Below are 24,906 nucleotides of genomic sequence, written 5' to 3'. Positions count from 1 at the left end.
ATTTTAAGGCATAAAAAAGACCGGACAAATGCCCGGTCTCAGTTATAGATATACTTACTTCTTATTTTTTGATAAGTTTCGTATTGTATGTGTTTTTGTCATCTTTAAGAGTAACTACATACATACCTTTGATCAATGATGCCACATTAATTCTGTTGTTACCATCTAGCTGACCTTGCTGAACCAATCTTCCGTCTGCACTGAAGATGCTGTAATCAGCTTTTCCTTTCAGATTCTTCACTTCTACGAAAGTATCTGCAGGGTTTGGATAAATAGATACTTCAGTTGCGCTTGGACCGTTTACATCATTTACTGCCAATCCGCTTGTGATTTTCACAGAGAAATCTTTAAATGATCCCTGAGAAATAACTCCTCCTCCGGTTACACCCACCGATGGACTACCACATGGCCCGGTAGCTTTGTTAAAGAAAGTGTTTGCTACTCTCATTCTTAAAAGCTTATCTCCAGCATAGGCTGTAGCAGGAACTGTAAATGTAAAGTTTCCTGTATACTGACCATTAGCAGGTGGATCAGTACTTACAGAACCCACTTTTTCAGAAGTTTCAAAAACACCGTTTCTGTTATAATCTATCCACACTTCCATATTGTCATTATAAGTAGAAGCTGTTGTACCTACATTAAAATAAGACAATGTGTACTGTGTTCCTTTGGTTAAGTTAATCACTTTAGTTGCATCTTCAGTGAAATCCCGATAAGTACTGAAAATAGTCTTATAGGTTAATTCTGAATAAGCAAGATTTGCGATATTCATTTCAGCCATACCACTGTTATAAGAAAAACTAGCAAAGCTGTTTCCTCCGGTAGTCATTAAACAGTAATCTACTCCTGTTCTCAATCCTTTCGTCTTGAAAGCATAGTTATTGGAGAATGCTCCCGGAACTGAATTTACTACTGCCGCTACCTGAGCTTCGTAATTAGATTCATCTTCAAGGCCGCTTAATACAACAGAGCTTGTAGGGCTTGTTGCGTTTGACCAGTTAGTTTGTCCTACTTTTCTATAGTTGATGGAATAAGTAGCACCTGGTACACTGTTCCAAGACAGTCTTGCTGTTGTTTTAAAGATTTCAGCATTTAATGCAGAAACACCTGTTGGCGCTGCTGTAGTAGAAGTAGGCGCTGTTCCAATAGTTATTTGCGGAGATACTGCATAGAATATGTTTCCAATAGCAGAAATTTTAAGTTTAACTGCTCCTGTTAAGCTGGCAGGCATTTGTGCCGTATAGCTTCCTGTATTTGGAGTAGTAGCTACTAGTTCTGTCCATGTTGCACCGTTGGTAAGATCTGTAGTATACTCAATTTTTACGTTAGGTACGTTATAAGGAGCTCCAGTGGTATTGGCAACATCCCAGGTTATTGTATTCGCAGCATTGTTATATAATACTGTAGAAGCTGTAATTCCTGAAAATTTAAAAGGCCCGTCGTTTCCAACTGTTACTGTAGTTTCAGCAGAAGAAAGCATTGGTCTTCCTACATTCTCATCTCTTACTGTTACTGCATACTTTAATACTCTAGGAACATAAGATACCGTTTCCCAGTTTGGCGTTGTAGTAGCACCCGGAGCTGTTTTGTTAGTTAAAACTCCGCTCATTACCAATGGTAAACTTGGGAAATATCTTCTTCCGCTTGCTGTACCGAAATAAGATCTTGATAATGCTCCCTGTGCGCTATATCCCCATCCGCTGTCTCCGGAAATAGAGTTGTAAGAGTCAACGCTGTCATACTGTTCCCATGCATATTTAATAGGATCTGTATCTGTAGCAGATGCATCCAAATAATAAGCTGTTCCTTTAGGAATGCTGTAAGGTGTAAGCGCTGTAATTACAGGCGCTGTGTTTGTTGTAATATTTTCTGAAGTTCCACAAGTGACTTTACCATCCAGACTGTTCAAGATCTGATTGATTGAAGAATAGTGGAAATAAGCGTCAGTAGTAGCCTGTACGTTATCCCCTGTAATTCCGGCATATCCCATGATAGTTGTACCACCACCAGGTTCAATATTTACTCCGGATCCTTCTGAAACGTGAGAGAATGTATGGTTAGCTCCCAGCTGGTGACCCATTTCGTGAGCAGCATAATCAATATCAAAAAGATCTCCCGTAGGGTTTGTATTCTGAGTAAATGCAGATCCTTTCGCTAAGGTAGTTGTCGTTGCGGGGTCTACACATGTTGATGCAATAGATCCGGCATTTCCGTTTCCTCCTGCAGCATTGAATACGTGCCCCATATCGTAATTAGCATTCCCTACGATATTAGTTAAAGTCTGCTGAAGATTCAGGTTTAAGTTTCCAGTATATGGATCTGATGTAGGATCTGTATATATGATAGCCGGAAGATCCTGAATGATTGCTTTAATACCAAATTCTTTTTCAAAAATACCGTTTACACGGGTCATGGTAGCATTCATCTGGATCACTGTGTTTGCAGTTCCTCCTGAAGGGTCAAATTTCTTTGTGTATTCTCCAGTAGTAGAAAGTGCCAGTCTGTATGTTCTGTATTTTGTAATAGCAGGTCTGTTGGTAATTCCCAGGTTAGAAAGATTCTTCTTACCGTTAGCCTCCAATGCCTTGATATCCTTAATAATCTCTTTTTCTTCCGTAGAACACTCAAATCCGTTATCACTTGCCGTTCTCTTCGTTTTATAGAATACTCCGTAAGTCTGCTTATCTGTCGTAATAGGCTCTATAAACTGGAATACGCCGTCTTTGATGATCATAGACTGCAATTCTGTTGGAGCCGTACTGAATCTTACATATTTGGAAGGATCGTCTACCCCTACTCCAACATATGATCCTAATTGGTGTCTGTCTGCCATAGATTTCTCTACAACAGGATCGCTGTATACAGCAAATTTCTCAACTTTTCCTTCTGCTGTAGGAAGGGAAACAATAACAGCTTTTGCTCCTTTACCCGTTTCTACCGCATCTTTTAAAAGATTTCTAAGCGATGCAAGATCTACTTTGTAAGAATACTGAACTTCAACTTCTTTTCTAATTTCAGAAGTTTTTTGGGAGGCAGGTACCCACCTCTGTGCATTTACACTGGCCACACTACCTGCCAATGCACAAACTAGTAAAATTCTTTTTTTCATAACTGAACTACATGAATAGAATTAATAAATTTTAAATATCCAGGACAAAAGTAATAATTTAATGCATAGTACAATCAAAAAAAATGGCTAATTTCAATAAAATTAGCCATTTTGGTTCTTTTTTTGTTATTAATAACTATTTATTAATTCCCATCTCATATAAAGCAAAAGAAATAAGGTCCGCATTTTCACTGATTACCTGTTCGGTTGATCTTCCTGCGCCGTGACCTGCATTTTTCTCAATTCTTAACAAAATCGGGTTTTTACAGCCCTGTTTTTCCTGAAGTTCAGCCCCGAATTTGAAAGAGTGTGCCGGAACTACTCTGTCATCATGATCACTGGTAATAATCATGGTAGAAGGATAGCATGTTCCTTTTTTCACGTTATGTACCGGGGAATAAGATTTAAGATATTCAAACATCTCTTTACTGTCTTCTGCAGTTCCGTAGTCGTAAGACCATCCTGCACCTGCCGTAAACTTATTGTATCTCAGCATATCCAGAACACCTACGCCCGGGAATGCTACTTTCGCAAGATCAGGACGCATGGTCATGGTAGCTCCTACAAGAAGCCCTCCGTTTGATCTTCCGGACAATGCCATATATTCTTTTGAAGTATAGCCTTTGCTTTGAAGATATTCTCCAGCAGCAATAAAGTCTTCGAAAACATTTTTCTTCTGCGTTTTCGTTCCTGCATCGTGCCACTTTTTACCATATTCGCCACCGCCACGGATGTTCGGAACAGCGTAAATTCCACCGTTTTCCATCCAGATGGCATTCACTACAGAGAATGAAGGCTGAAGGCTGATGTTGAAACCTCCGTAAGAATAAAGGATCGTAGGATTTTTACCATTCAGTTTGGTTCCTTTCTTGTAATTGATCATCATAGGAACTTTGGTTCCGTCTTTTGAAGTGTAGAATACCTGCTCGGAAACATAATCATCCGGATTAAATTTCACTTTCGGTTTCTGGTACACTTCTGATTTCCCTGAATCTGCATTAAATTTATAGGTAGTTCCCGGTGTAATGTAGTTACTGAAAGAGTAATAAAGTTCTTTTTCCTCTTCCTTACCGCCAAAACCGCCGATATTTCCTTTTCCCGGAAGTGTAATTTCTCTTACCAGTTTTCCGGTTTTGTCAAACTGTTTTACCTGATCTATAGCATCAATCATATAGGTTGCAAAGAAATAACCTCCTCCTGAAGATACTCCCAGAACATTTTCTGTCTGTGGAATCACATCTTTCCAGGTTTCCGGTGAAGGATTCGCGATCGTTGTTTTTACAAGACGCATATTCGGGGCATCTTTATCTGTAAAAATAAACAGATCATCACCTTGTGTATCTACGATATTGACATTAATATCAAACCCTTTATTGATCTGAACAAAATCTCCGCCTTTCTTTAAATCTTTGATATACAACTCGTTCCCATTTGTAGCATTCGCTGCAGAAATAATCAGGTATCTCTGATCTTCAGAAACTCCGGCTCCAAGATATCTTCTTGGTGTTTTATCTCCTCCGAAGATCAACTTGTCTTCAGACTGTTTTGTTCCTAATTTATGGAAATACACTTTATGTTTATCGGTCATTCCGGAAAGAACGGTTCCTTCTTTTGGTTTATCGTAGCTTGAGTAGTAGAATCCTTCGTCTCCCTGCCACGAAATTCCGCTGAATTTTACATCCAATAGCGTTTCGTCGATCTGTTTTTTAGTAATTGCATCAATAATGATGATTTTATTCCAGTCGCTTCCCCCTTCAGAAATAGAATAGGCAGCCAGGTTTCCTTTTTTATTGAAAGATAAATTAGACAGTGAAGTTGTTCCTTTATCTGAAAACTTGTTTGGATCCAAAAATATTTCCGTTGCTTTGGTTTTGTTGTTGGTTCTGTAAAGGATGGATTGTGCCTGAAGGCCGTCATTTTTATAATAGTAGGTGTAATCTCCTTCTTTAAAAGGGGCTGAAATTTTCTCATAATTCCAGATATCTCTCAGCTGATCCTTGATTTTGTTTCTGAACGGAATTTTTGAAAGATAGTTCTGGCTGTAGGCTACTTCATCGTCTACCCATTTTTTTGTAGCGTCAGAATCATTTTCCAGATCTCTGAATGGGTCTGCAACAGCGTTTCCGAAATAAGTATCTGTCTGATTTCCTTTTAATGCTTTAGGATAATTCATTTTTTGAGAATAAAAAGTCGCTGAAAATAAGACTCCAGCGGTTAATAAGATAGGTTTGAAATTCATAATCAAGGGTTTTATCAAAAATACACAAAGTATACGACATAAAAAAAGCCCTGATACCAGAGCTTTTAATAAAAAATATTTTCTACGAATTATTATTTAGATCCGAAACTTTCAAAGTAAAAATCCGTTAATCCAGAAACAATTTCATCAGGACTGCCATTCCAATAGTATATTTTACCTCCTTCATTGAGTTGATAAAGACTGAATTTCTGCTCTGTAACCACTGTTTTATCTGCCGCTTTAAAATCCTTTACACTCTGAACCAGGTATTTTTTAAGCTCTTCAGGCTTTACATTTTTAATATCTCCGGGCGGAATATCGGAAAATTTTGCAGGAACTTTGAAGCTTACAGAATAGGTGATATGAGCAATTTTCTGGTCTTCTATGTGTTCATTCTGCACTACTTTTACTTCTTTAACGGTGAGTTTTCCATTTTTAAAATTCTCCATCATCGCTGTAAAATATTCTTCAGCTTCTTTTCTGCAGGCATCTGCAGTTGCTTTGGGAAAAACCGATAAAAAATTATCCGTACTTTCTTTCATCATATCCTTCGAAACGACATTAAAATCTACCTGATAGGCGGTTTCACCTTCTACCGTAGGTCTCAGATAATCATTCAGCTTATCCAGTACAGCGCTATTGTTATTCACAAAGGTTCCAAAATACATTTCAAAAACTTCCGAAGGTTTCTTTACTTCAGTCTGAGCACTTAGATTCTGTCCGAATATGGCCAATATAACAAGGAAAATTATTTTAAAATTCTTCATTCTTTTATTTTGATTTTTAGCGACTTAAATTATTGAAATACAATTCATTCAACTTCCATACCAGCTCCTGCGGACCTCCGTTCCAATAATAGATGTTTCCGTCTTTTTTAACCTGGTAAAGCTTAAATTTCTGTTGAACCGTAGTCTGTTTTTCCGATTGTCTAAAAGCCTTCGTTTTGCTTTTTAAATAGTTTCTAAGATCTTTCATTTTCTTCACCTCTTCAAGCTTTATTTCAGCAATCTTTGCCGGAACCGGAAAGCTGAGATCTACATTGAGTTCTGCCACAAAACTATGATCTGCATATTCATTTTTGACTTCTTTCATGCTTTTCACCGCGTACTGTGTATTCTTTAAATTGGACAGAAGCGCTCTGAAATATTCTTCTGTTTCAGCCTCACACCCTGCAGCAGTTTCCTTTGGAAGGTTGGCAAGGAAGTTTCCGGTAAGATTCTTCACCTCATCTTTGAAAGATTTATTCAAATCTATGGTATAGGTATTTTCTGCGCCAAGAAATGGGGTAAGATAGTCGTTAAGCTGCTGAAGAGCCCGCTCATCCTGTTTTACAAAAGTATCAAAATACATCCCGAATACGGCCTCGGGCTTTAATGATTCCGTCTGTGCCCATAGGTTTTGAACACAAAGGATCATTATCAGAAATAAAATTCTCATCGTTCTTTTCATAGTGTAGTTTATTATTTTAGGTCTGCTGCTTCATACAGCAAAAAAAGGCTCTTGAAATTCAAGAGCCTGATTGATTATATCTGCTTTTAATAGTTGTCTTCTTCTCCCTTCATCTTCTCTGCATTTTCCGCCATGATTACGGCATCAATCATTTCAGAGATATCTCCGTTCATATAGGCATCCAGATTGTACATAGACTTGTTGATTCTATGATCTGTCACCCTTCCCTGAGGATAGTTGTAGGTTTTGATTTTTGCGGAACGGTCTCCTGTGGAAACCATTGATTTACGCTGTGCCGCAATATCACCCTGAACCTTTTGCAATTCGATATCGTATAGTTTGGTTCTAAGCATTTCCATAGCCAGTTCACGGTTAGCCAGCTGAGAACGGGCCTGCTGACAAACCACCACCATCCCTGAAGGCTTGTGCGTCAGCTGAACTTTTGTTTCAACCTTGTTTACGTTCTGACCTCCGGCTCCCCCTGAACGGGATGTCTGCATTTCAATATCTGCAGGATTCAGTTCAAAATCTACTTCTTCAGCTTCCGGTAAAACGGCAATGGTAATGGCAGAGGTATGAACTCTTCCCTGGGATTCTGTTTCAGGAACACGCTGTACACGGTGAACTCCTGATTCGAATTTCATAATTCCGTAAACACCTTCCCCTTCCACTTTCATGATGAGTTCTTTGTATCCTTTGGCAGCTTCGTTGGAATCTGTCACCTCATGTCTCCAGCCTTTTGTTTTGAAGTACATGGTATACATTCTGTAGACATCTTCTACGAAAATAGCCGCTTCATCACCACCGGTTCCTGCGCGTAATTCAACAATAACGTTTTTGTCGTCTGCAGGATCTTTAGGGATCAACAGGACTTTCAATTCTTCTTCAAAGCCCGGAATTTTAGCCTGAGCTTCCAGTTTTTCCTCTTTGGCAAGGTCTACAAGATCTCTGTCTGAACCATCAGCAATGATTTCTTCGGATTCTTCAATAGCATCCAAAGCTCCTTTATACTGGTCGTAGACTTTTACAATCTTCCCTAAATCACTGTATTCTTTGTTCAGAGAAGAATATTTTTTTTGATCTGAAATAATATCAGGCTGTATAATAAGATCTGCAACCTCATTATATCTTTGTTTAATAGCTTCTAGTTTTGGAATTAATGATTTAGACATTCTGCAATTTTTGAGAGTGCAAAGATAAGAATTATTAATTCAAATCTCAATGCCATTTTTATAAAGCATAAGTATTTGGCATGTATTCTTTTGTCCTGAAACAAAAGAGTGGAAAATTCAAGATCCGGAAATCTCTCTTCGCTAGCCTGTATTCTTAAAAAACCTCTTATCAATCCTATATAAAATCAATCCAAATGCGACAATTCCCAGTCCTATAATGCTCTCTTTAGGATTATGAATAAGGGTAAAATACAGAATATAGATGCTAAAAAGCAGAAAAACTACGGGAAAAATGTAGAATGCATTGGATTTAAATATGGTTCTCTGATCTTTTTTAAGAAAGAAAACCGTGGAAATGGCAAGGCTGGCAAAAAGCTGAAGAATAAAGGCCGTATAGACAAAAATTTCTTTAAAACTTCCCGTCAGAATAATCACTGAAGCAATCACCGCATGGGCAAAAATAGCCCGTACCGGAATTCCTTTTTTATTATTGACCGCAAGGGATTTCCACAAATGATTTTCTTTCGCAAAAGCCTGTGTGAGCCTGGAACCCACCCATAAATACCCGCTGATGGTGGCAATGAGCTGTAAGGCTATGAAAATATTCACAATTTTTCCAAAGTTGCTGCCCAGCATATTCTTCGCCGCTTCACCCATCACATCTTCTTTTCCTGCCATCTGGCTTACAGGAGCATGTTTCAGCATGATAAAATTGACCAGCAGATAGCTCACCGTCACAAAAACAGTTCCTACAATTAATGCTTTGGGAAGGTTTTTCTTAACATCCTTTATTTCTCCTGCGATATAAGATGCCGAATTCCATCCGGTATAGGAATAAGTAACAAAAACCAGTGATGTAGCGAAGGCAGGAAGCATGATCTCGTTCTGCCAGCTATCAGTAAATTCCAGACTGTTTCCTGCTTCGGATCCCGGAAGTACAACTCCCAAAATCACTAAAACAATGATAAAAGCGATCTTGATGAAGGTGAAAAAATTATGAAACCTGCTCGAGGTTTTAAGACTGAAGGACAATGTAGCCGCCACAAGGAAGATGATCCCGATGGCAAAACCGTTTCCAAAGGTGTAATGAAAGGCTGAAAGGTATTTTGACATAGCCAGTGCAGCCAATGCCACCGGTGCCGAAAACCCTATAATCAGGGAGATCCAGCTTACCAGATATCCAAATACGGGATGATAGGTTTCTTTAAGATAAATATAATCTCCTCCATTTCCTTTAAAATAAGATCCCAGCTCGGCATAGCAAAACGCTCCGAACAAAGCCAGAATTCCTCCTATACTCCACAGCAGGAAAATGCTGTAGGTATTGGTAATATCAGACAGCTGAAAACCTAAAGTTGTAAATATTCCCGTCCCGATCATGTTGGAAACAACAATGGCAGCGGCGGTTTTCCAGCCTATCTGGTGTGTAGCAGTACTCATTTAGCAGTTAAAAATTAAAATTAAGCCTTCCGAAGAAATAATTCCCCAGTGTTCCCATCTGAACAGGTGCATATTTAAAGACTCCGAAATATGAATTCTCGTAAATCTGAAGGTCCGGGAAAACATCAAAAACATTATTAGCCCCCACCGTCAGATTGATATTTTTTGTTATATCATATCCTACACTCACATCTGTTACTACTTTCGGAGAAAAAGTCTGAACTTTTCCAAAAGGATAACCGTCGCGTATCACCTGGCCAAAATACGTATTTCTTACCATGAAATTGAATTTTCCGGTGGTATAATTCAATCCTAAAGATGCTTTTGTTTTGGGAGAAAGGGTTTCTATGATATTGATCTGATCCGGTCCGAAAAACTGATCCTGCGTAGGCACCAGCTTTTCTGGAAAGTGGAAATCTGTGATTTTGGTTTCCGTATAATTTCCTGCCAGATTGATATTTAGGTTTCCACCGCCCAGTTTCCAGTCGTAAGTAACGACTACATCCACTCCTTTTGTTTCGGTATCAATGGCATTGGCGAAAAACCTTCCGCTTTCTACATTATATTCAGCCAGTCTTGAATCGGTAATATTGCTGGTGATCACAATTCTGTCTTTTACCCTGATCCAATAGCCGTCTACGGTAATGAACAATCTGTTGGCAGGTTTCAGCGTAAATCCGGCACTCGCATTTACTGAGGTTTCCTGTTTTAACTTATCAAATCCTAATGCTCTGGCGGCGTCACTATCATTTCTGAAAATTCCTTTGGTTACAATTCCTGATCCGGAAGTGGAAATATCTGCATAAGAATTATTAAAATACTGCTGTTGAAGAGACGGAGCCCTGAAGCCTGTTCCCACAGCCGCTCTTATTGCATAATCTTTTATAAACTCATACCGTACGGCCAGCTTTCCATTCAGGGTATTTCCGAAATCTGAATAGTTTTCAAATCTTCCTGCCAGATCAATATTCAGCTTTTTGGCAAGATCGTAGGAAACATCTGCATACACCGCTGTTGAATGTCTGGATTTTTTCAAAGCATTATCCGGAGAAAAACCTATAAACGACTGTGAACCTCCATTTCCAATGACGGTAGAACCGGGACCAGCCGGATTTCCGTTAATATCATATCTGGTATAAGAAGCTTCGTCTCCCGGTTTGATTTCATATTGTTCAAAACGGAATTCTCCTCCAAAAGCAACGTTAAACTTATCTATATTTTTAGAAACATCAAGATTAATCGTATTCTGTAGGAAACTGTGTGCTCCCGCATAAAAACTTGTGGGAGATTTTGCTCCCAGCGAAGCATTATTGGTATTGTTTACATTGTAGTTGAAGGTATTGCTCCCGAAGGTATTGCTTAAATCAACCAGCCAATTATTCTCCTTATATTTAGCGCCTACGGCATAGGAAAAATCATAAACCTGCGATCCCAGGGAAGCCTGAAATCCGTTCGGATAAATGGAAGACACCACATTGGAAGTTTCACTCGGCAGCCTTCTGAATCCAAAACCCTTTCCCTCTTTAATACTGAATCCACCAAAAGAATAGAGTCTGAAATTTTCACTCAAAGGATATTCAGAATTAAAAAACAACTGAGCCTGTCTGATTTGTGCATCTCCGATCTGAAAATTAAAATCATCACGGGTCAATCCTCTTGCTCTTAATTCCTGATCATCGGCTTCTCTGGCTGCTGCGGGATCATCGGCAAATTCATAGGCAAAATTATTCCCGAAAATATCGAGATCATGATTTTGGGTTCTTGTGGTTTTTCCTCTGTGGCTCAGCTGTAGTGAAAGGTTCACATAGCCGTCTTTTTTTCCTAAAGAAGATCCGTAGTTGATTCCCGCCTGATAAGTTTCTCCGTCATTTCTTCCACTAATTCCATAGGATGCCGATGCCGTTGCTCCGATATCTTTTTTAAGAATAATATTCACGACTCCGGCAATAGCATCTGAGCCATACTGAGCTGCTGCTCCGTCTCTCAGCACTTCTATCCTGTCAATAGCAATCACAGGAATTGTACTGAGATCCGTTCCTACGGATCCGTTTCCTACTGTATTCTGATAATTGACCAGTGAGGTGGTATGCCTTCTTTTTCCGTTCACCAAAACCAGCACCTGATCCGGGCCCATTCCCCGTAAAGTCACGGGATCAATGTGTTCCGTACCATCTGATGCCGACTGTCTCACCGCATTAAATGAAGGGATAACATAGTTCAGAAGATCCTGAACGGTAGTCTGCGGTGCAGATTTCTGTAATTTTTCGATATTGATAATGTCCACAGGAACCGGGGTTTCCAGTTTTGTTCTTTTAGCATTCCGGTTTCCTACAATGACTACGTCTTCAATCTGAGTTCCTTTTTCCTGCTCCTGTGCATTGACTAAAACAGCTCCAAGCAGTATAACAGACAGGCTTAATTTTTTCATCCTTTGTTTTATAAATTAATACTACATACTTTCTACGGACCTCATCCGCAGAGATAAAAGACTTCAAGAAATGGAATTGCTGTCAGAATATCGACTTTGCTCATCTTCCCCGCAACGGGTTGGAATTAGCACCTTTACACTTTTTAGAGACGTGCAGGTTGCTAAGGTTTCATAGGGCCAAATCCCTCCACCTTTCTTGATAAATCTAGTGCAAAAGTAGACTAATATTTTTAATTGACCAAAAAGGAAATGGCTTAGTAATGATCCGGAAATAATCTTGATTAACCACGGATTTCACGGATTGGCACAGATGATTGTTTTGAATAAAGCTGTTGATTCTGTATGGTATGATTTATTGGTGAATGTAAAATATCCTTGCCAAGATTTTGAATCTTAACAAGGATAACAGTAGTTTTCAACTTTCTTATTCCGGCTCTGCTCTTTTTCTTACTCTAGACCCGGTTTATTTAATGATCATTTTTTGTACTGCCACTCCTGTTTCGGAGCGGAGATGCACCAGATAAGTTCCTGCCGGATAATCTGCTTTGAATTCATACACTCCGTTTTCTTTATTGAGTTTAAATGAATCCAGTTTTTTCCCGCTCATATCGAAGATAACGATCTCGCCTTTTTTTACTTTATGGTAAATGAATTTTGCTGAACCGTTTTTTACAGGGTTATCTGCAATCTGAAGTGAGAGTTTGTGCTCTGCATTCACATCAACCGTTGAAAGTGCCCCTGCATAATTCCCGAAAATCCTGAATTCTCCCGGCTGAAGGGTAATAGGAGCTGTGGTAGAAGCTATATTTGAAATGGTGTTGTCCATCAGATTCTGCCATTGACCTGTATAAGGAAAATAAGGGACAACATTTCGGGCTGAAGTGCCATAATTGGCCAGAACCACTATATTTTTCATTCCGTTAATCGCAGTGTCATACACATAAATTCTTGTGATAAGCCCATCCGGATCATTGGTAAGATTGTTAGATTCTATGGAGTATGTTTTTGATTTGAAAACCTGGTGGGCATTTCTGATACCGATGATCTTTGCCCAGGTATCGTATACTGCTTTTCTGTTGGCATTGGTATCGTATCCTAATGTAAAGGCAATAGGTTTTTCATCTGTTCTGCATCCGCTGTTGATGCTTCCGTCTGCACATCTGTTGATGCTGAATTCATAGCCTAATTCTCCAAACTGCCAGATCATTTTGGGCCCCGGAATCGTGAAAAATGTAGCCCCGAAGGTTTTCATTCTCTCAAGAGCTGTATTCAGATTGGTCACATTGTAAGCTCCATTAACCGCTCCGTAGGCGAGGTTTTTAAACATGAGTCTCTCTTCATCATGACTTTCCCCGTATCCCACAGCACGCATATTGGTAAAGCCGTGAAGGGTATGGTTCATTCTATCATAATTACTGTTTTCTACATAGCCCATTGTATTTTGGTTGTAAGGATCGGTCTGTTTGTTCCAAAGTAAAACTCCTTTTCCTTCAGCAACTCTGTAGTTTGCCCATTGCTGTTCTTCGGCATCTGTTCCCAAATGTTCAAAAATCATATAAGAATTCGGGTCCAGAGCCCACTGCTTGTCCGCGTACTGTTTCATGATATCTACTCTATCCTGCTGGTAGGCGTTGGTACAGGTTTCATCACTTTCGGAGCAGTTCTGGGTAAACCCTTTTGTTAAATCCCAACGGAATCCGTCTATGCGATATTCAGTAAGCCACTGCTGAAGGCTTCTTTCAACGTAATATTGCGTTGACGGGCTGGTATGGTTAAAATCATTAAATACATTATAAGCATGTTTAGGAACCTGATTGAAATAAGGATTATTAGCTGCAATGTCTCCAAATCCGTCACCATCAGGATCAATATTCCATAGTCTTGCCAAAGGAGAACGGCCTGTAGCATGGTTAAAAGCAATATCTAAAATAACCGCAATCCCGTTCTGATGGCATAAATCAACAAATTCTTTGAACTTTTCCGGTGTTCCGTAAGCTTTGTCTAAAGCATAATGAAAAGAAGTATTATAACCCCAGGAAAGGTTTCCTTCAAATTCCATAATAGGAAGCAGCTCAATGGCGTTGATATTTAAATTTTTTAAATAGGAGATTTTATTGATGAGTGACTGCCAGTTTTTTTCCTGAGTAAAATCTCTCAGTAATAATTCATAAACCATCAGATCTTCTTTGGCTGGTCTCTGAAAATTGGTGATCTGCCAGTTGTAAGGAGCCTGTCCCGTTTTAAACATGGATACTTCAAAGTTTTGTCCTGCCGGGAACGGAGGAAGATTCGGATACGTTGAGCTTGATATCCACTGATCATCATAGGAAGATAAGATCTGAGGAGAGTAAGGATCCGCTACTTTCTTCAGATCATTGGTTCTGTATTGGAAAGTATAGAGCTGCTGCGGAGTAAGACCATTTAATTCTATCCAGTAAAGATCCGGATTGGCGGTATCTCTTTTCATCAGATAAGTATCATTGACTGCCCAGTTGTTAAAACTTCCGATCACATGTACGAAATCTTTATGAGGAGCATACAGGGCAAGTCCCACTCTGGTCTGGTCTGCTGCATGATAATTGATTCCCTGTCTGATCCAGCCCGGAATCGCTTCTGAAATTACCGTTCTGGAAGTCTGCAGTGTGAATGTCGCATTTTTTGAATTGGAACCGGCATCCGTGGCTATCAGCTCCATATTGGAATCCTGAGTCACTGTATAGCTATAGCTGTAAGACTGGGAAAGTGTGGATGCGGTATTCACAACGGTTCCGTTTGCCTTTAACTGAAAGGCAGCATTTTCATTTGTTGTCGCTGTAATATTGACGGCAGTTCCCGCAGGAACAGTAGTCAGGCTATTCGCAGCAGGATTGGTCAGGGTCAGATTTAAAATCCCGACATTCACAAAGATATCCGGCGAAGTCTGATGTGCTCCCGTTTTATCTTTTAGCAGAAACCCGAACCTCCCGATTCCTGTTCTTCCGAAGAAAACAGTGGGAGTCATTGTTAAGGAATAAGTATCTGTAGCAGCATTGTAGGTAAGCTTATTCAGGTCATCGGAATTGTTCCAGCTTCCGTTGGTAGGACAGTTCTGACTGTTCTGATAATTGGTATCAAATGACCAGGACCAGATATACACGGAATTATCGGGAATTCCCCAGGCCGTTTCATCAATCTGATTTCCGGGAACCGTTAAAGTAATTACATCTGTTTCACCGAAAGGATTCGGAGTAATTGTATAATTAATCTGCCCGGAAACAGCCATTACAATAAGAAGACAAACAAGGGAATAAAATTTTCTCATTTCTTTATTTTTATCGAATATAGGATTAATTTTCTTTTAACTTATTTATTCTTATTTGAAAAAAGGCAGAATAAAAAAGACCCATGAAAAATTTCATGAGCCCTTACGATAAAAGTAATTGTAATGAACTATCTTTAAAATAAATGGATTCTTGTCTTTACAACAAAGGGCTTTCCTAAAAAAGCCCCCTGCCGATCAATCAAACGTATTTGGACTTAGTTTTTAATCACTTTTTTAGAAAAAACCTGTCCGTTCTTTAACTTTAATTCTACAATATAAATTCCATTCGGAAGTCCGTTCAGATTGATCTGGTTGTTCGAGAACTGTATATTGTTCAGTCTCTGTCCTACCATATTGATCACATTCACGCTTTCAATCAATGAATCTGCTTTGATATTAAGGATCCCGTTGGTAGGATTTGGATATAAACCTACAGTTTCCGTATTTCTGATGATGTCTGATGTTCCCAATGCAGAACCTGTCTTAATACATCTTACTGCAGAACCCTGTCCCCGCATAGCTCCTGAAGAAGGATTAGCAATAGTAGAGCCTACATACAGATATTTTCCTCCTGAATTTGAAGTATCCGAACTCCAGAAGTATCCTCTCTGCCCTGCAAAAGTAAGCGCACCGCTTGAAGAACTTCTGTAACCTGATGCAGGAAGCTTTAAGTAACTGTCATATGCTGTTCCAGGATTAGCAATGTTTTCTGCCCCTACAATACCGCCCCATTCTGCCTGAGAAGGCATTTTCCAGCCTGGGCCTACTGCTTTACAAGGATCTGCTCCGGTAGTATTGGATACGTTGGCGGGATTTGAAGCTGTCCATTTATCCGTTGCTGCGAAAACGCCCCACCATGAAGTAGATCCAATGATAAAGGCATTTACACCTGCTAATCCATCCGGTGAATTGGGTGAAGTAGGCGCCGCCGTAGCTGAATTTCTCAGCTGATGACCATCATCCCATCTTCCCCACTGGAAAAGATCTCCGTAGGAAGCCTCATCGCCCATTGCTGATGCCACCTGAGAACTTCCCAGGTTTTGCTGCATCCAGATATTTCCGTCCCTTCCTCTCACTGTGGAATAAGTAACCTGTTGCCCCTGATAAGTAAAGGTAACACAGCCTGTGTCCCCTGCGTTGGCGCCCGGGTCTGTATTGCTGCATCCCGGTGGAGTTCCGTTTAACGGGATTCTTTTAACTTTAGTAACGTCTTCTGAATAAGCCAGTACCAAATAATTGTTGGCTCTGTCTACTGCCAGATCATTAAATTTAGCTTCTCCTGAAGAAATAAAATCTCCTCCGAAAGTTGTCCAGTTCTGTGCATAGGTATCAAATTTATATACCGTGTTTCTCAATAAATCATTATTCTCAAAACGGCTTGCTGCTACGAAAGGCTGTCCGGACGGAGTTACCGTTATCGCTACATGCTGTACCTTTCCGTCTGAAAAATTAGCCTGACCGAGCTGTACCCAAGCATTTCCGTCAAATTTTTTAACATTTAATTTCTGTCCGTTTGCTGAACTTGAAACATAGGCCACATACAGGTTATTATTGCCATCTATAGCAATATCCGAGGTATATTGCTCTGAAGAAGCCGCCGCATCTACGATACTTCCTCCCACCAGCATCCAGGCATCTGTAGCCGTTGCAGAAGTACTGTTTTCATAGACTCTCACTCCTCCTGCTACATTGCAGGTATACACTTTCTGATTGGAGCCTATCACCATTTCGGCAAATGAAGCTCCGTTAGAAAATCCTGTATTTCCTACCTGTTCCCATACTCCGTTTACAAAACGCTGTACCGTTCCTGAGTTATGCCCCGCAAATGTAAAGAGTACATTAGACGGAGAAACCGCAGAAGCATGATAGTTGGCTGAAGATTCCGTTACTTTTGGAAGCTGTGTCCATGAAGTTCCGTTAAACTGTCGGACTGCAATTCCTGATCCCGGATACCCTACCTGATTGGTATAAAAAATATTTCCTGAGCCGTCAAGAGACAATGAATTAAAAGTCGCGGTTCCTTCTGTAATTCCAGCGGTTCCTCCTACATATGACCATGAATTTCCATTGAATTTCTGTACAGAACCTTTAGAAACCGAGGTGTCATAATAAGAAAGATAATAATTTCCTGACTGATCTACCACTAAATTATTATAACTGCTTCCCGCTGCCGAAACTCCCGGTACACCTCCTACATCCTCCCATTGCTGGGCATATAGATAACTTCCTGCGATGGTTAGCAATGCCAAACCAGCTCCTATTTTACGGATCGCAAAATGTAAATTTTGAAACATATCAGATATTATTTTTAATTATTCTAAATTTAATTTAATTTTGCGCAAAATTACCTTTCATTCTTAACCCTGAGTTATCATTTCCAAACTTTTTGTTATCCGATGTAAGGCTTTTGTCTCAAATTGTACCATGCCAGTAAAACCATTTCCTATGAAGAATCTCTCCAGGAGCGGATTGCTATTCAGTTCCGACAATATCAGGATCGTCATGCAGGAAGCCCCCCAGCCTGAAAAGTTTTCAAGATTACATATGATTGAAAGCAAAGCGAGTTTCAGCCTGCTTTTTCTTCTCAGTTCCAATATCAGACTTGAGGCTAATGACTGTGAAACAAAATTCATGTTCAGAAAAAATCAATACATCCTGCATTACTCCTCAAAGGAAAGTACCGCAGAATTATGGACGGAAAGCAGCGAAGCGTTAAAGTATTTGCAGATCCAGATCAATTATAAATATATTTTCAACCTCATTGATCCTGAGTCGAGTAAAGAAAATGCAGATATTCTGGAAAATATGATCAGGAACAATTATATTTTTCTTCATCAAAGAACGCCTCCTTATATGACGGTGGAAATGCATATGATTTTAAAAGAGCTCATCAACTATTCTAAAAAGGGAATGATGCAGAGACTTTTCGTAGAGGCCAAGATCATTAAGCTCCTGATCCTTATTTTTGAACAGTTCAACGAAAAAAATACAGTACATCAGGAACCCGAAATTCCTTTGGCGGTAAAAAAGTTCATTGATGAGAATTATCACATGAATATCCGGGCAGAAGATATCGGAAAACTTACGGGAATTAATCAGAATAAGATCCGGAAAGAATTTAAAGCACAGTATCAGATGACCGTGAAAGATTATATTTCTGAGCTGAGAATGCTGAAAGCGAAGAAAATGATTGTAGACCAGGAGATTATGATCAAGGAAATTGCGATTGAATGCGGATATGAATATGTACAGAATTTCACGCGGGCGTTCAAAAAGAAGTTCGGAATGTCTCCGGAAAAACTGAGAAACGGATCATAAAAAAACCGCCTAAAAAATTAAGCGGTTTATATATGTTGTTTTGCTTTGATATTACTTTTTCAGAATTCAGGTGAAAAAGCAATGACAATCCATTAATGGTGATGTCCGTGATCGTGAATGAAAGGTCCGTTCCCTTTAGGATTGCTGAAGATTACTTCTACACCTTCCTGCTCGTTAAGCTCTTTTCTTCTGATATCCTCAGGGTCAAAAGGTTTTACTTTTCCAAAATATTCTTTCAGACCTTCAGTAAGCCACATTGGGATTACCAAACCGAAGAACATGAAGATACACCAGAACCCCACTAAGAACATAATTATAAAGAATACAGTCCAAAGGAACTGGTAGAACGGCCAAAATGCTGATAAAATCGTTATCATTCTCTTAAAGATTTTAGGCAAAAATAGGACTTTTTTGTGGTGTATACAAAAGATACAAGCCCTATTTTATAATTTATTTTGATTTTAAACTAATTAATGGGCAAGATCTGCGAAGAAATCGTTTCCTTTATCATCGGTAATAATGAATGCAGGGAAGTCTTTCACTTCGATTTTTCTTACGGCTTCCATCCCTAATTCCGGGAAATCCACTACGTCTACCGATACAATATTGTCTTTGGCAAGAATGGCAGCCGGCCCTCCGATAGATCCCAGGTAGAATCCTCCGTATTTGCCACATGCATTCGTAACATCTTTGCTTCTGTTTCCTTTAGCGAGCATAATCATACTTCCGCCATGGCTCTGAAATTCGTCTACATATACATCCATTCTTCCGGCAGTGGTAGGTCCGAAACTTCCTGAAGCCATTCCTTCCGGAGTTTTTGCAGGTCCTGCGTAGTAAATCGGGTGATTTTTAAAGTATTCAGGCATCGGTTGTCCGCTGTCGATAATTTCTTTGATCTTCGCATGGGCAATATCTCTGGCCACGATCAGCGTTCCGTTCAACTTCAATCTTGTCTTGATTGGATATTTTGAAAGTTCAGCCAGTATTTCAGGCATTGGTTTATTTAAATCGATTTCTACAGCTTCTTCCAAGTGTGGAGGGGTATCCGGTAAAAACCTTTTCGGATCCTGTTCAAGCTGCTCAAGGAAGATCCCTTCTTTGGTAATTTTCCCTTTGATATTTCTGTCTGCAGAACAAGAAACTCCCATTCCTACAGGGCAAGACGCTGCATGACGCGGAAGTCTGATGACTCTTACATCGTGGGTAAGGTATTTTCCTCCGAACTGTGCTCCGATAGCACTTTCCTGGCAGATTTTCTGAACTTTAGCTTCCCATTCAAGATCTCTGAAAGCCTGTCCGCCTTCATTTCCTTCTGTCGGAAGATTGTCATAATATTTTGCAGAGGCTTTTTTCACGGCGGCAAGATTGGCTTCAGCAGAAGTTCCTCCAATCACAAGAGCCAGGTGATAAGGCGGGCATGCAGCAGTTCCAAGATCAGAGATTCTTTCTTTTACAAAGGCTTCAAGAGACTTTTCATTCAGCAATGATTTTGTCTTTTGGTATAAGAATGTTTTATTGGCAGAACCTCCTCCTTTCGTTAAAAATAAAAATTCGTAGTAATCTCCTTTTTTAGCATAAATATCAATCTGCGCCGGAAGATTTGAACCTGAATTTTTTTCGTCGAACATCGTTAAAGGAACGACTTGAGAATATCTAAGGTTTCTTTTCTGATAGGTATTGTAAATTCCTTTGCTCAGGGCTTCTCCGTCATCAACTCCGGTGTAAACATTTTCTCCTTTTTTCCCCATCACGATAGCGGTTCCCGTATCCTGACATGAAGGAAGTGCACCTTCCACCGCAACAGCAGCATTCTGTAACAGGTTATAGGCCACAAATCTGTCATTATCCGTAGCTTCCGGATCGTCGATGATTCTTCTCAGACTTTCAAGATGTGAAGAACGAAGCATAAAAGAAACATCTGCCATCGCTTCTTCAGCCAAAAGCTCAAGTCCTTTCGGGTCAATGGTTAAAATTTCCCTGTCTCCTAATTTTTCAACCTTTACATAGTCTGATGTAAGCTTTTTATACACCGTATCATCTTTCTGGATCGGATACGGATCCTGATATCTAAAATCCATTCAATTTTTGTTTGTGCAAAAATACGTCATCCTTAAAAAAACATGAGTAAAATCAGTCATCCATATCGATATTTATAATGGTTATAAATTGCGGGATTCTGCGTTTATGATTAACTTTATAAAAATTTCAATCACAATGAATTACAGAATCGAAAAGGATACTATGGGAGAGGTTCAGGTGCCTGCTGACAAGTTTTGGGGAGCACAGACTGAGCGTTCAAGAAATAATTTTAAGATCGGGCCTGAGGGTTCTATGCCTCACGAAATCATTGAGGCTTTTGCTTATTTAAAGAAAGCAGCAGCTTATACGAATACAGATCTTGGCGTTCTTCCGGCCGAAAAAAGAGATATGATTGCCAAAGTATGCGACGAAATCCTGGAAGGAAAGCTGAACGATCAGTTCCCACTGGTTATCTGGCAGACAGGTTCCGGAACACAGTCGAATATGAATATCAATGAGGTGGTTTCCAACAGAGCTCATGTAAACAATGGCGGGACTTTGGGCGATAAATCTGAAATTCACCCGAATGATGATGTTAATAAATCCCAGTCTTCCAACGATACTTACCCTACAGCCATGCACGTTGCTGCCTATAAAAAAGTAGTGGAAGTAACCATTCCTGCTGTAGAAAAACTAAAAAATACGATTGCTGTCAAAGCGGAAGCATTCAAAGATATTGTAAAAATCGGGAGAACCCATCTAATGGATGCCACTCCTCTTACGCTTGGGCAGGAGTTTTCAGGATATAAAGCTCAGCTTGAATTCGGATTGAGAGCTTTAAAAAATACCCTTCCTCATCTTTCCGAGCTTGCGCTGGGAGGTACAGCTGTAGGAACAGGTCTGAATACTCCAAGTGGTTATGATGTAAAAGTGGCGGAATATATTGCCCAGTTTACCAATCATCCTTTCGTTACGGCAGAGAATAAATTTGAAGCTTTAGCCGCTCACGATGCGATTGTAGAATCTCACGGAGCTTTAAAGCAACTGGCCGTTTCTTTATTCAAAATTGCTCAGGACATCAGATTGCTGGCTTCCGGGCCGCGTTCCGGAATCGGGGAAATTCATATTCCTGAAAACGAGCCGGGATCTTCTATTATGCCGGGCAAAGTAAATCCTACACAGAATGAAGCGATGACCATGGTTTGCGCTCAGGTTCTTGGAAATGATACCACGATTTCTTTTGCGGGAACACAGGGAAATTATGAACTGAATGTTTTTAAACCTGTGATGGCCTACAATTTCCTTCAGTCTGCCCAGCTTATTGCAGATGCATGTATTTCATTCAACGATCACTGTGCAGAAGGTATTGAACCAAATCATGAGAGAATCAAAGAACTGGTAGACAAATCATTAATGCTTGTTACTGCTTTAAATACACACATCGGTTATGAAAATGCTGCAAAAATTGCCAAAACCGCTCATAAAAACGGAACAACTTTAAAAGAAGAAGCCGTTAATCTTGGTCTTTTAACTGCTGAACAGTTTGACGAGTGGGTGAAGCCTGAAGATATGGTGGGAAGTCTGAAATAAAACCTCATCAGATTAAATAATAGAAAACCTCAGTTATCCTGAGGTTTTTTGTATTTAAAGCCATGATATTCAATTTTTTATACGATAATTTCTTATATTCGTGATACACCTAATTAAAAACTAATTTTATGAAAAATCTGAAAAAAATCACGCGGGAAAGCCTGAGAGAATTCTTTGGCGGAGTGGTTGCTCCTCGCTGTCCTACGAACTGGTATCTTATTCCATACAACGGTTATTATGCCTGCTGCCAGGCTCCTACAGATAATCCATGTAACCAGGCGATGTGTATGGTGCATGTGGATATGTGTAATGTTCCGGTAGAAGAAGATCCTATTTAATTTAATCTTGGGGTAAGGGAATTAACGCCCTGTTATCCCTGTCAAGGTTTTGAACCTTGACAGGGATAGGCTAATGTCTCTGTGTGTATTAAAAATAGTCCAAAAAAATCCGCCTCATCAAAAATGAGACGGATTCTTCGTGTTAATATATGAATGTGTATCTGTGTTTTTACCACCAAAGCCCTACTCCGAAAACCAGAGCTTTGTCATTTTCAAAACGATTGTCTTTAAAGAAATTACCAAAGTCTTTTTTCACGAAAATGCTGAAATCGTTGTAAGAAACGGTGAACTGAGCTCCATAAATAAAAGGATTAACCTGATAATTCCCTCTTTCTCTCTGGCTGATCCCGTCTCCTTTGATGATATTATTGGTAGACATTTTTACCCCGCCATATACATTGGCTCCTACTTTAAATCCTTTGTCATAGTCTCTGTACTGAACATCCATTCCGGCATTTTTCAGTTTGGAAAAATTATACTGCAGTCCGAGCGGAACCATAATGTATCCGGTTCTCAATTTACTTTTGCTTAAATCTTTCCCGTAATTGTCCAGAAACACATCTGCATTTCCATCTTTAGCAAAGAACATATTATTATCAATGTTCAGGGTTCTCCAGGAAAACCCGATCCCTGAAATCAATCCCCAAGGGCTGGTTCTGCTGAACTGATAATTGAGTTTAAGCCCGAATTCGAAATTTCCTGCATAGCCTATATTTTTATCCAGGCTGTTGTCTGCTTTGGAATTGGTAAGATTCATAATTCCGTATGAGATATATCCTCCCACATTTTTTGTAGGACGGAATTTCTTCAGAAGTTTTTCTTTAAGCTCTTCTTTTGACGTCACATCAGAATTAAGAAGTGAATATTTTACCTGTTTCTGAATGACGGTATCCAAATCAAATCCCAACGCTTCAATTCTTTGATCAATCTTTTCTGCGTATTTGGATGCCACTGCTGTTTTCTGTTTATCAAATTCAGCTTTATCAAGGTTTTTCCCTTGTAACTCAAGAAGCTCTACTTCCATTTGCTTTTTTTCTTCCTGGATGATGAGATCTATCTGTTTAGCATATTCATCTACTTTTTCTTTTACAACAGGACTTACCTGGCTATCTTCTTTTGAAGGGAAGTTCAATGTAAGAGGTTTTCTCTGTGAATATACCGAGTTGGATAACAGGCATAGGAATCCCATCAGGATAAATTTCTTGATCATATTATTAATTTTAATTGTTAAAAAAAGGATTATCTTTCGTTCAGATCTACAGAAGCCACATTGCTTTCTTTTGTTTTCTGAATCATATCTTTATGCTCTACAGAAAAGAGCAGTGTGGAAGGATCTACATATTTTTTGCTTTTCACCGGACTCTTTGATGAATCTATAGATTGTGCCATGATTTTTTCTGCATTCATCTTGGGAATGACGGGTGCAATCAAAGGTCCTTTTTCTTTAATGGAAAGTTTCTGAATCTCTTCTGTCAAAGCTTTGGGAGCAGAAACCTCAGCTGCTTTGCTGCTATTTTCCTGTGCAATATGCTGCTTTCGATCTGTCAAAACCGGGTTTGTTTCTTGCTTTACATCCGTAGAAGTCTCTGTCTGAGGTGTTTCTTTTTTTACTACGGCAATGTCTATATCTTTGGTATTCTCTTTTTCGGTATTAAAAAAGAGTACAAATCCTAATCCGCATACAAGAACCAGGCAGGCTGCTGCCAGAATCCAGTTCACATTATATTTTGAGGAGCGGTTTCTTGTCTGCAATGCAATATCGGCCCAGAGATCCCTTGAAGGAGCGATCTCTCTTTCCTCAATCTGCTTTTTTATGCCGTTTTCAAAATTATCTCTGAATGTGTTCATTTTTCATTGTCTTTTTTTGTTGAAGATAAAGTGTTCTTAACTTTTCTTTCGCACGAAACAGCTGAGTCTTGCTTACCGAGACGGAAATCTGCAGCGTATCAGAAATTTCCTGATGCGAGAGGCCTTCCAAAACATATAAGTTGAAAACCATTCTGTAGGCATCCGGAAGTTGATCTAAAAGCTCCTGGGCATTGAAATCAAAGGCTACTTCTTCTTCATGAACTTCTACTAAGAAAGAAGGATTGATATCGTCAATATAAAAAACAGTCTTATGGCTTTTTATGAAGTTGAGACATTCATTGACTACAATTCTCCTGGCCCAGCCTTCAAAATTTCCTTCATTCCGAAAGCTTTCAATATGTTTGAAAATTTTACAGAAAGCTTTGATGACACAGTCTTCCGCCTGATACAAGTCGCTTACATAACTTTTGGCAATGCTCAGATATTTCCTGACATTTTGCTCATAAAAAATTTTCTGAGCAGCCGGATCCTGTTTTTTCAGGCGGCTTAGCAAATCTTCTTTTTTATTTCCGAACAAAAGTTTCATGATCAATCTGTTTCTACTTTAAAGACAACGAACATTAAAAAAGGTTACACAAAAAAATATTTTTTTTCTAAAAAAGATAAGTGATTATAAAAAAAGACAGAAATAATT

Annotated in this window: 17 protein-coding genes and 1 riboswitch; of the genes, 3 read left to right on the top strand and 14 right to left on the bottom strand. The window is 39.4% G+C overall.

Annotated elements, in window-relative coordinates:
• Nucleotides 1-61: 61 nt before the first annotated feature.
• From ACM46_RS04580 to ACM46_RS04540, 9 genes are all read right to left on the bottom strand, one after another.
• Complete coding sequence (locus ACM46_RS04580) at nucleotides 62-3,109, bottom strand: reprolysin-like metallopeptidase (protein WP_048505393.1); 3,048 nt, start codon at nucleotides 3,107-3,109, stop codon at nucleotides 62-64.
• Between the two features lie 136 nt (nucleotides 3,110-3,245).
• Nucleotides 3,246-5,282 (bottom strand): prolyl oligopeptidase family serine peptidase, encoded by a 2,037-nt coding sequence (locus tag ACM46_RS04575; RefSeq protein WP_241485969.1) that lies wholly within the window; start codon nucleotides 5,280-5,282, stop codon nucleotides 3,246-3,248.
• A 158-nt stretch (nucleotides 5,283-5,440) separates the two neighbouring features.
• On the bottom strand, nucleotides 5,441-6,115 hold the full coding sequence (locus ACM46_RS04570; protein ID WP_048505391.1) for a hypothetical protein: 675 nt from the start codon (nucleotides 6,113-6,115) through the stop codon (nucleotides 5,441-5,443).
• 16 nt (nucleotides 6,116-6,131) lie between these two features.
• Nucleotides 6,132-6,797, bottom strand: coding sequence for a hypothetical protein (locus ACM46_RS04565; protein ID WP_131707542.1), 666 nt, complete (start codon nucleotides 6,795-6,797; stop codon nucleotides 6,132-6,134).
• 86 nt (nucleotides 6,798-6,883) lie between these two features.
• Nucleotides 6,884-7,969 carry a peptide chain release factor 1 gene (gene prfA / locus ACM46_RS04560; protein ID WP_048505389.1) on the bottom strand — a complete coding sequence of 362 codons (1,086 nt, stop codon included), beginning with the start codon at nucleotides 7,967-7,969 and terminating at the stop codon, nucleotides 6,884-6,886.
• Nucleotides 7,970-8,110: 141 nt separating this feature from the next.
• Nucleotides 8,111-9,409 (bottom strand): APC family permease, encoded by a 1,299-nt coding sequence (locus tag ACM46_RS04555; RefSeq protein ID WP_048505388.1) that lies wholly within the window; start codon nucleotides 9,407-9,409, stop codon nucleotides 8,111-8,113.
• A 7-nt stretch (nucleotides 9,410-9,416) separates the two neighbouring features.
• Nucleotides 9,417-11,837, bottom strand: coding sequence for a TonB-dependent receptor plug domain-containing protein (locus ACM46_RS04550; RefSeq protein ID WP_048505387.1), 2,421 nt, complete (start codon nucleotides 11,835-11,837; stop codon nucleotides 9,417-9,419).
• Nucleotides 11,838-11,934: 97 nt separating this feature from the next.
• Nucleotides 11,935-12,043, bottom strand: a riboswitch (SAM riboswitch).
• 257 nt (nucleotides 12,044-12,300) lie between these two features.
• A complete protein-coding gene (locus ACM46_RS04545) occupies nucleotides 12,301-15,138 on the bottom strand; it encodes an alpha-amylase family glycosyl hydrolase (RefSeq protein WP_048505386.1) in 2,838 nt (945 codons plus the stop codon).
• A 215-nt stretch (nucleotides 15,139-15,353) separates the two neighbouring features.
• Nucleotides 15,354-17,432 carry a T9SS type A sorting domain-containing protein gene (locus tag ACM46_RS04540; protein ID WP_048505385.1) on the bottom strand — a complete coding sequence of 693 codons (2,079 nt, stop codon included), beginning with the start codon at nucleotides 17,430-17,432 and terminating at the stop codon, nucleotides 15,354-15,356.
• Between the two features lie 151 nt (nucleotides 17,433-17,583).
• On the opposite strand from ACM46_RS04540, the gene ACM46_RS04535 reads away from it, so the two are divergent.
• Entirely contained in the window at nucleotides 17,584-18,456 is an 873-nt protein-coding gene (locus ACM46_RS04535) for a helix-turn-helix transcriptional regulator (RefSeq protein WP_157859424.1), read from the top strand.
• 92 nt (nucleotides 18,457-18,548) lie between these two features.
• Here ACM46_RS04535 and ACM46_RS04530 read toward each other — a convergent pair whose 3' ends face one another.
• A complete protein-coding gene (locus tag ACM46_RS04530) occupies nucleotides 18,549-18,833 on the bottom strand; it encodes a hypothetical protein (RefSeq protein WP_173426468.1) in 285 nt (94 codons plus the stop codon).
• 93 nt (nucleotides 18,834-18,926) lie between these two features.
• The gene (locus ACM46_RS04525) at nucleotides 18,927-20,534 is read right to left on the bottom strand and encodes a fumarate hydratase (RefSeq protein WP_048505383.1); all 1,608 of its coding nucleotides are present in this window, start codon (nucleotides 20,532-20,534) and stop codon (nucleotides 18,927-18,929) included.
• 136 nt (nucleotides 20,535-20,670) lie between these two features.
• On the opposite strand from ACM46_RS04525, the gene fumC reads away from it, so the two are divergent.
• Complete coding sequence (gene fumC, locus ACM46_RS04520; RefSeq protein WP_048505607.1) at nucleotides 20,671-22,065, top strand: class II fumarate hydratase; 1,395 nt, start codon at nucleotides 20,671-20,673, stop codon at nucleotides 22,063-22,065.
• A gap of 128 nt (nucleotides 22,066-22,193) precedes the next feature.
• Nucleotides 22,194-22,403: a bacteriocin-like protein gene (locus ACM46_RS04515; protein WP_048505382.1), complete on the top strand. Its 210-nt coding sequence runs from the start codon at nucleotides 22,194-22,196 to the stop codon at nucleotides 22,401-22,403.
• 169 nt (nucleotides 22,404-22,572) lie between these two features.
• Here ACM46_RS04515 and ACM46_RS04510 read toward each other — a convergent pair whose 3' ends face one another.
• Genes ACM46_RS04510 through ACM46_RS04500 form a run of 3 tightly spaced genes read right to left on the bottom strand, consistent with a single transcriptional unit; the run spans nucleotide 22,573 to nucleotide 24,798 of the window.
• Entirely contained in the window at nucleotides 22,573-23,613 is a 1,041-nt protein-coding gene (locus ACM46_RS04510) for an outer membrane beta-barrel protein (protein WP_048505381.1), read from the bottom strand.
• Between the two features lie 29 nt (nucleotides 23,614-23,642).
• A complete protein-coding gene (locus ACM46_RS04505; RefSeq protein ID WP_048505380.1) occupies nucleotides 23,643-24,251 on the bottom strand; it encodes a hypothetical protein in 609 nt (202 codons plus the stop codon).
• Nucleotides 24,232-24,798, bottom strand: a complete 567-nt coding sequence (locus tag ACM46_RS04500; protein WP_048505379.1) for an RNA polymerase sigma factor — start codon at nucleotides 24,796-24,798, stop codon at nucleotides 24,232-24,234. Before ACM46_RS04500 ends, ACM46_RS04505 begins: the two co-directional genes overlap by 20 nt.
• Nucleotides 24,799-24,906: the final 108 nt, after the last annotated feature.

Origin of the sequence: Chryseobacterium angstadtii (genome assembly GCF_001045465.1) — a bacterium.
Classification (GTDB): domain Bacteria; phylum Bacteroidota; class Bacteroidia; order Flavobacteriales; family Weeksellaceae; genus Chryseobacterium; species Chryseobacterium angstadtii.
This window is presented reverse-complemented; position numbering and strand designations above follow the sequence as displayed.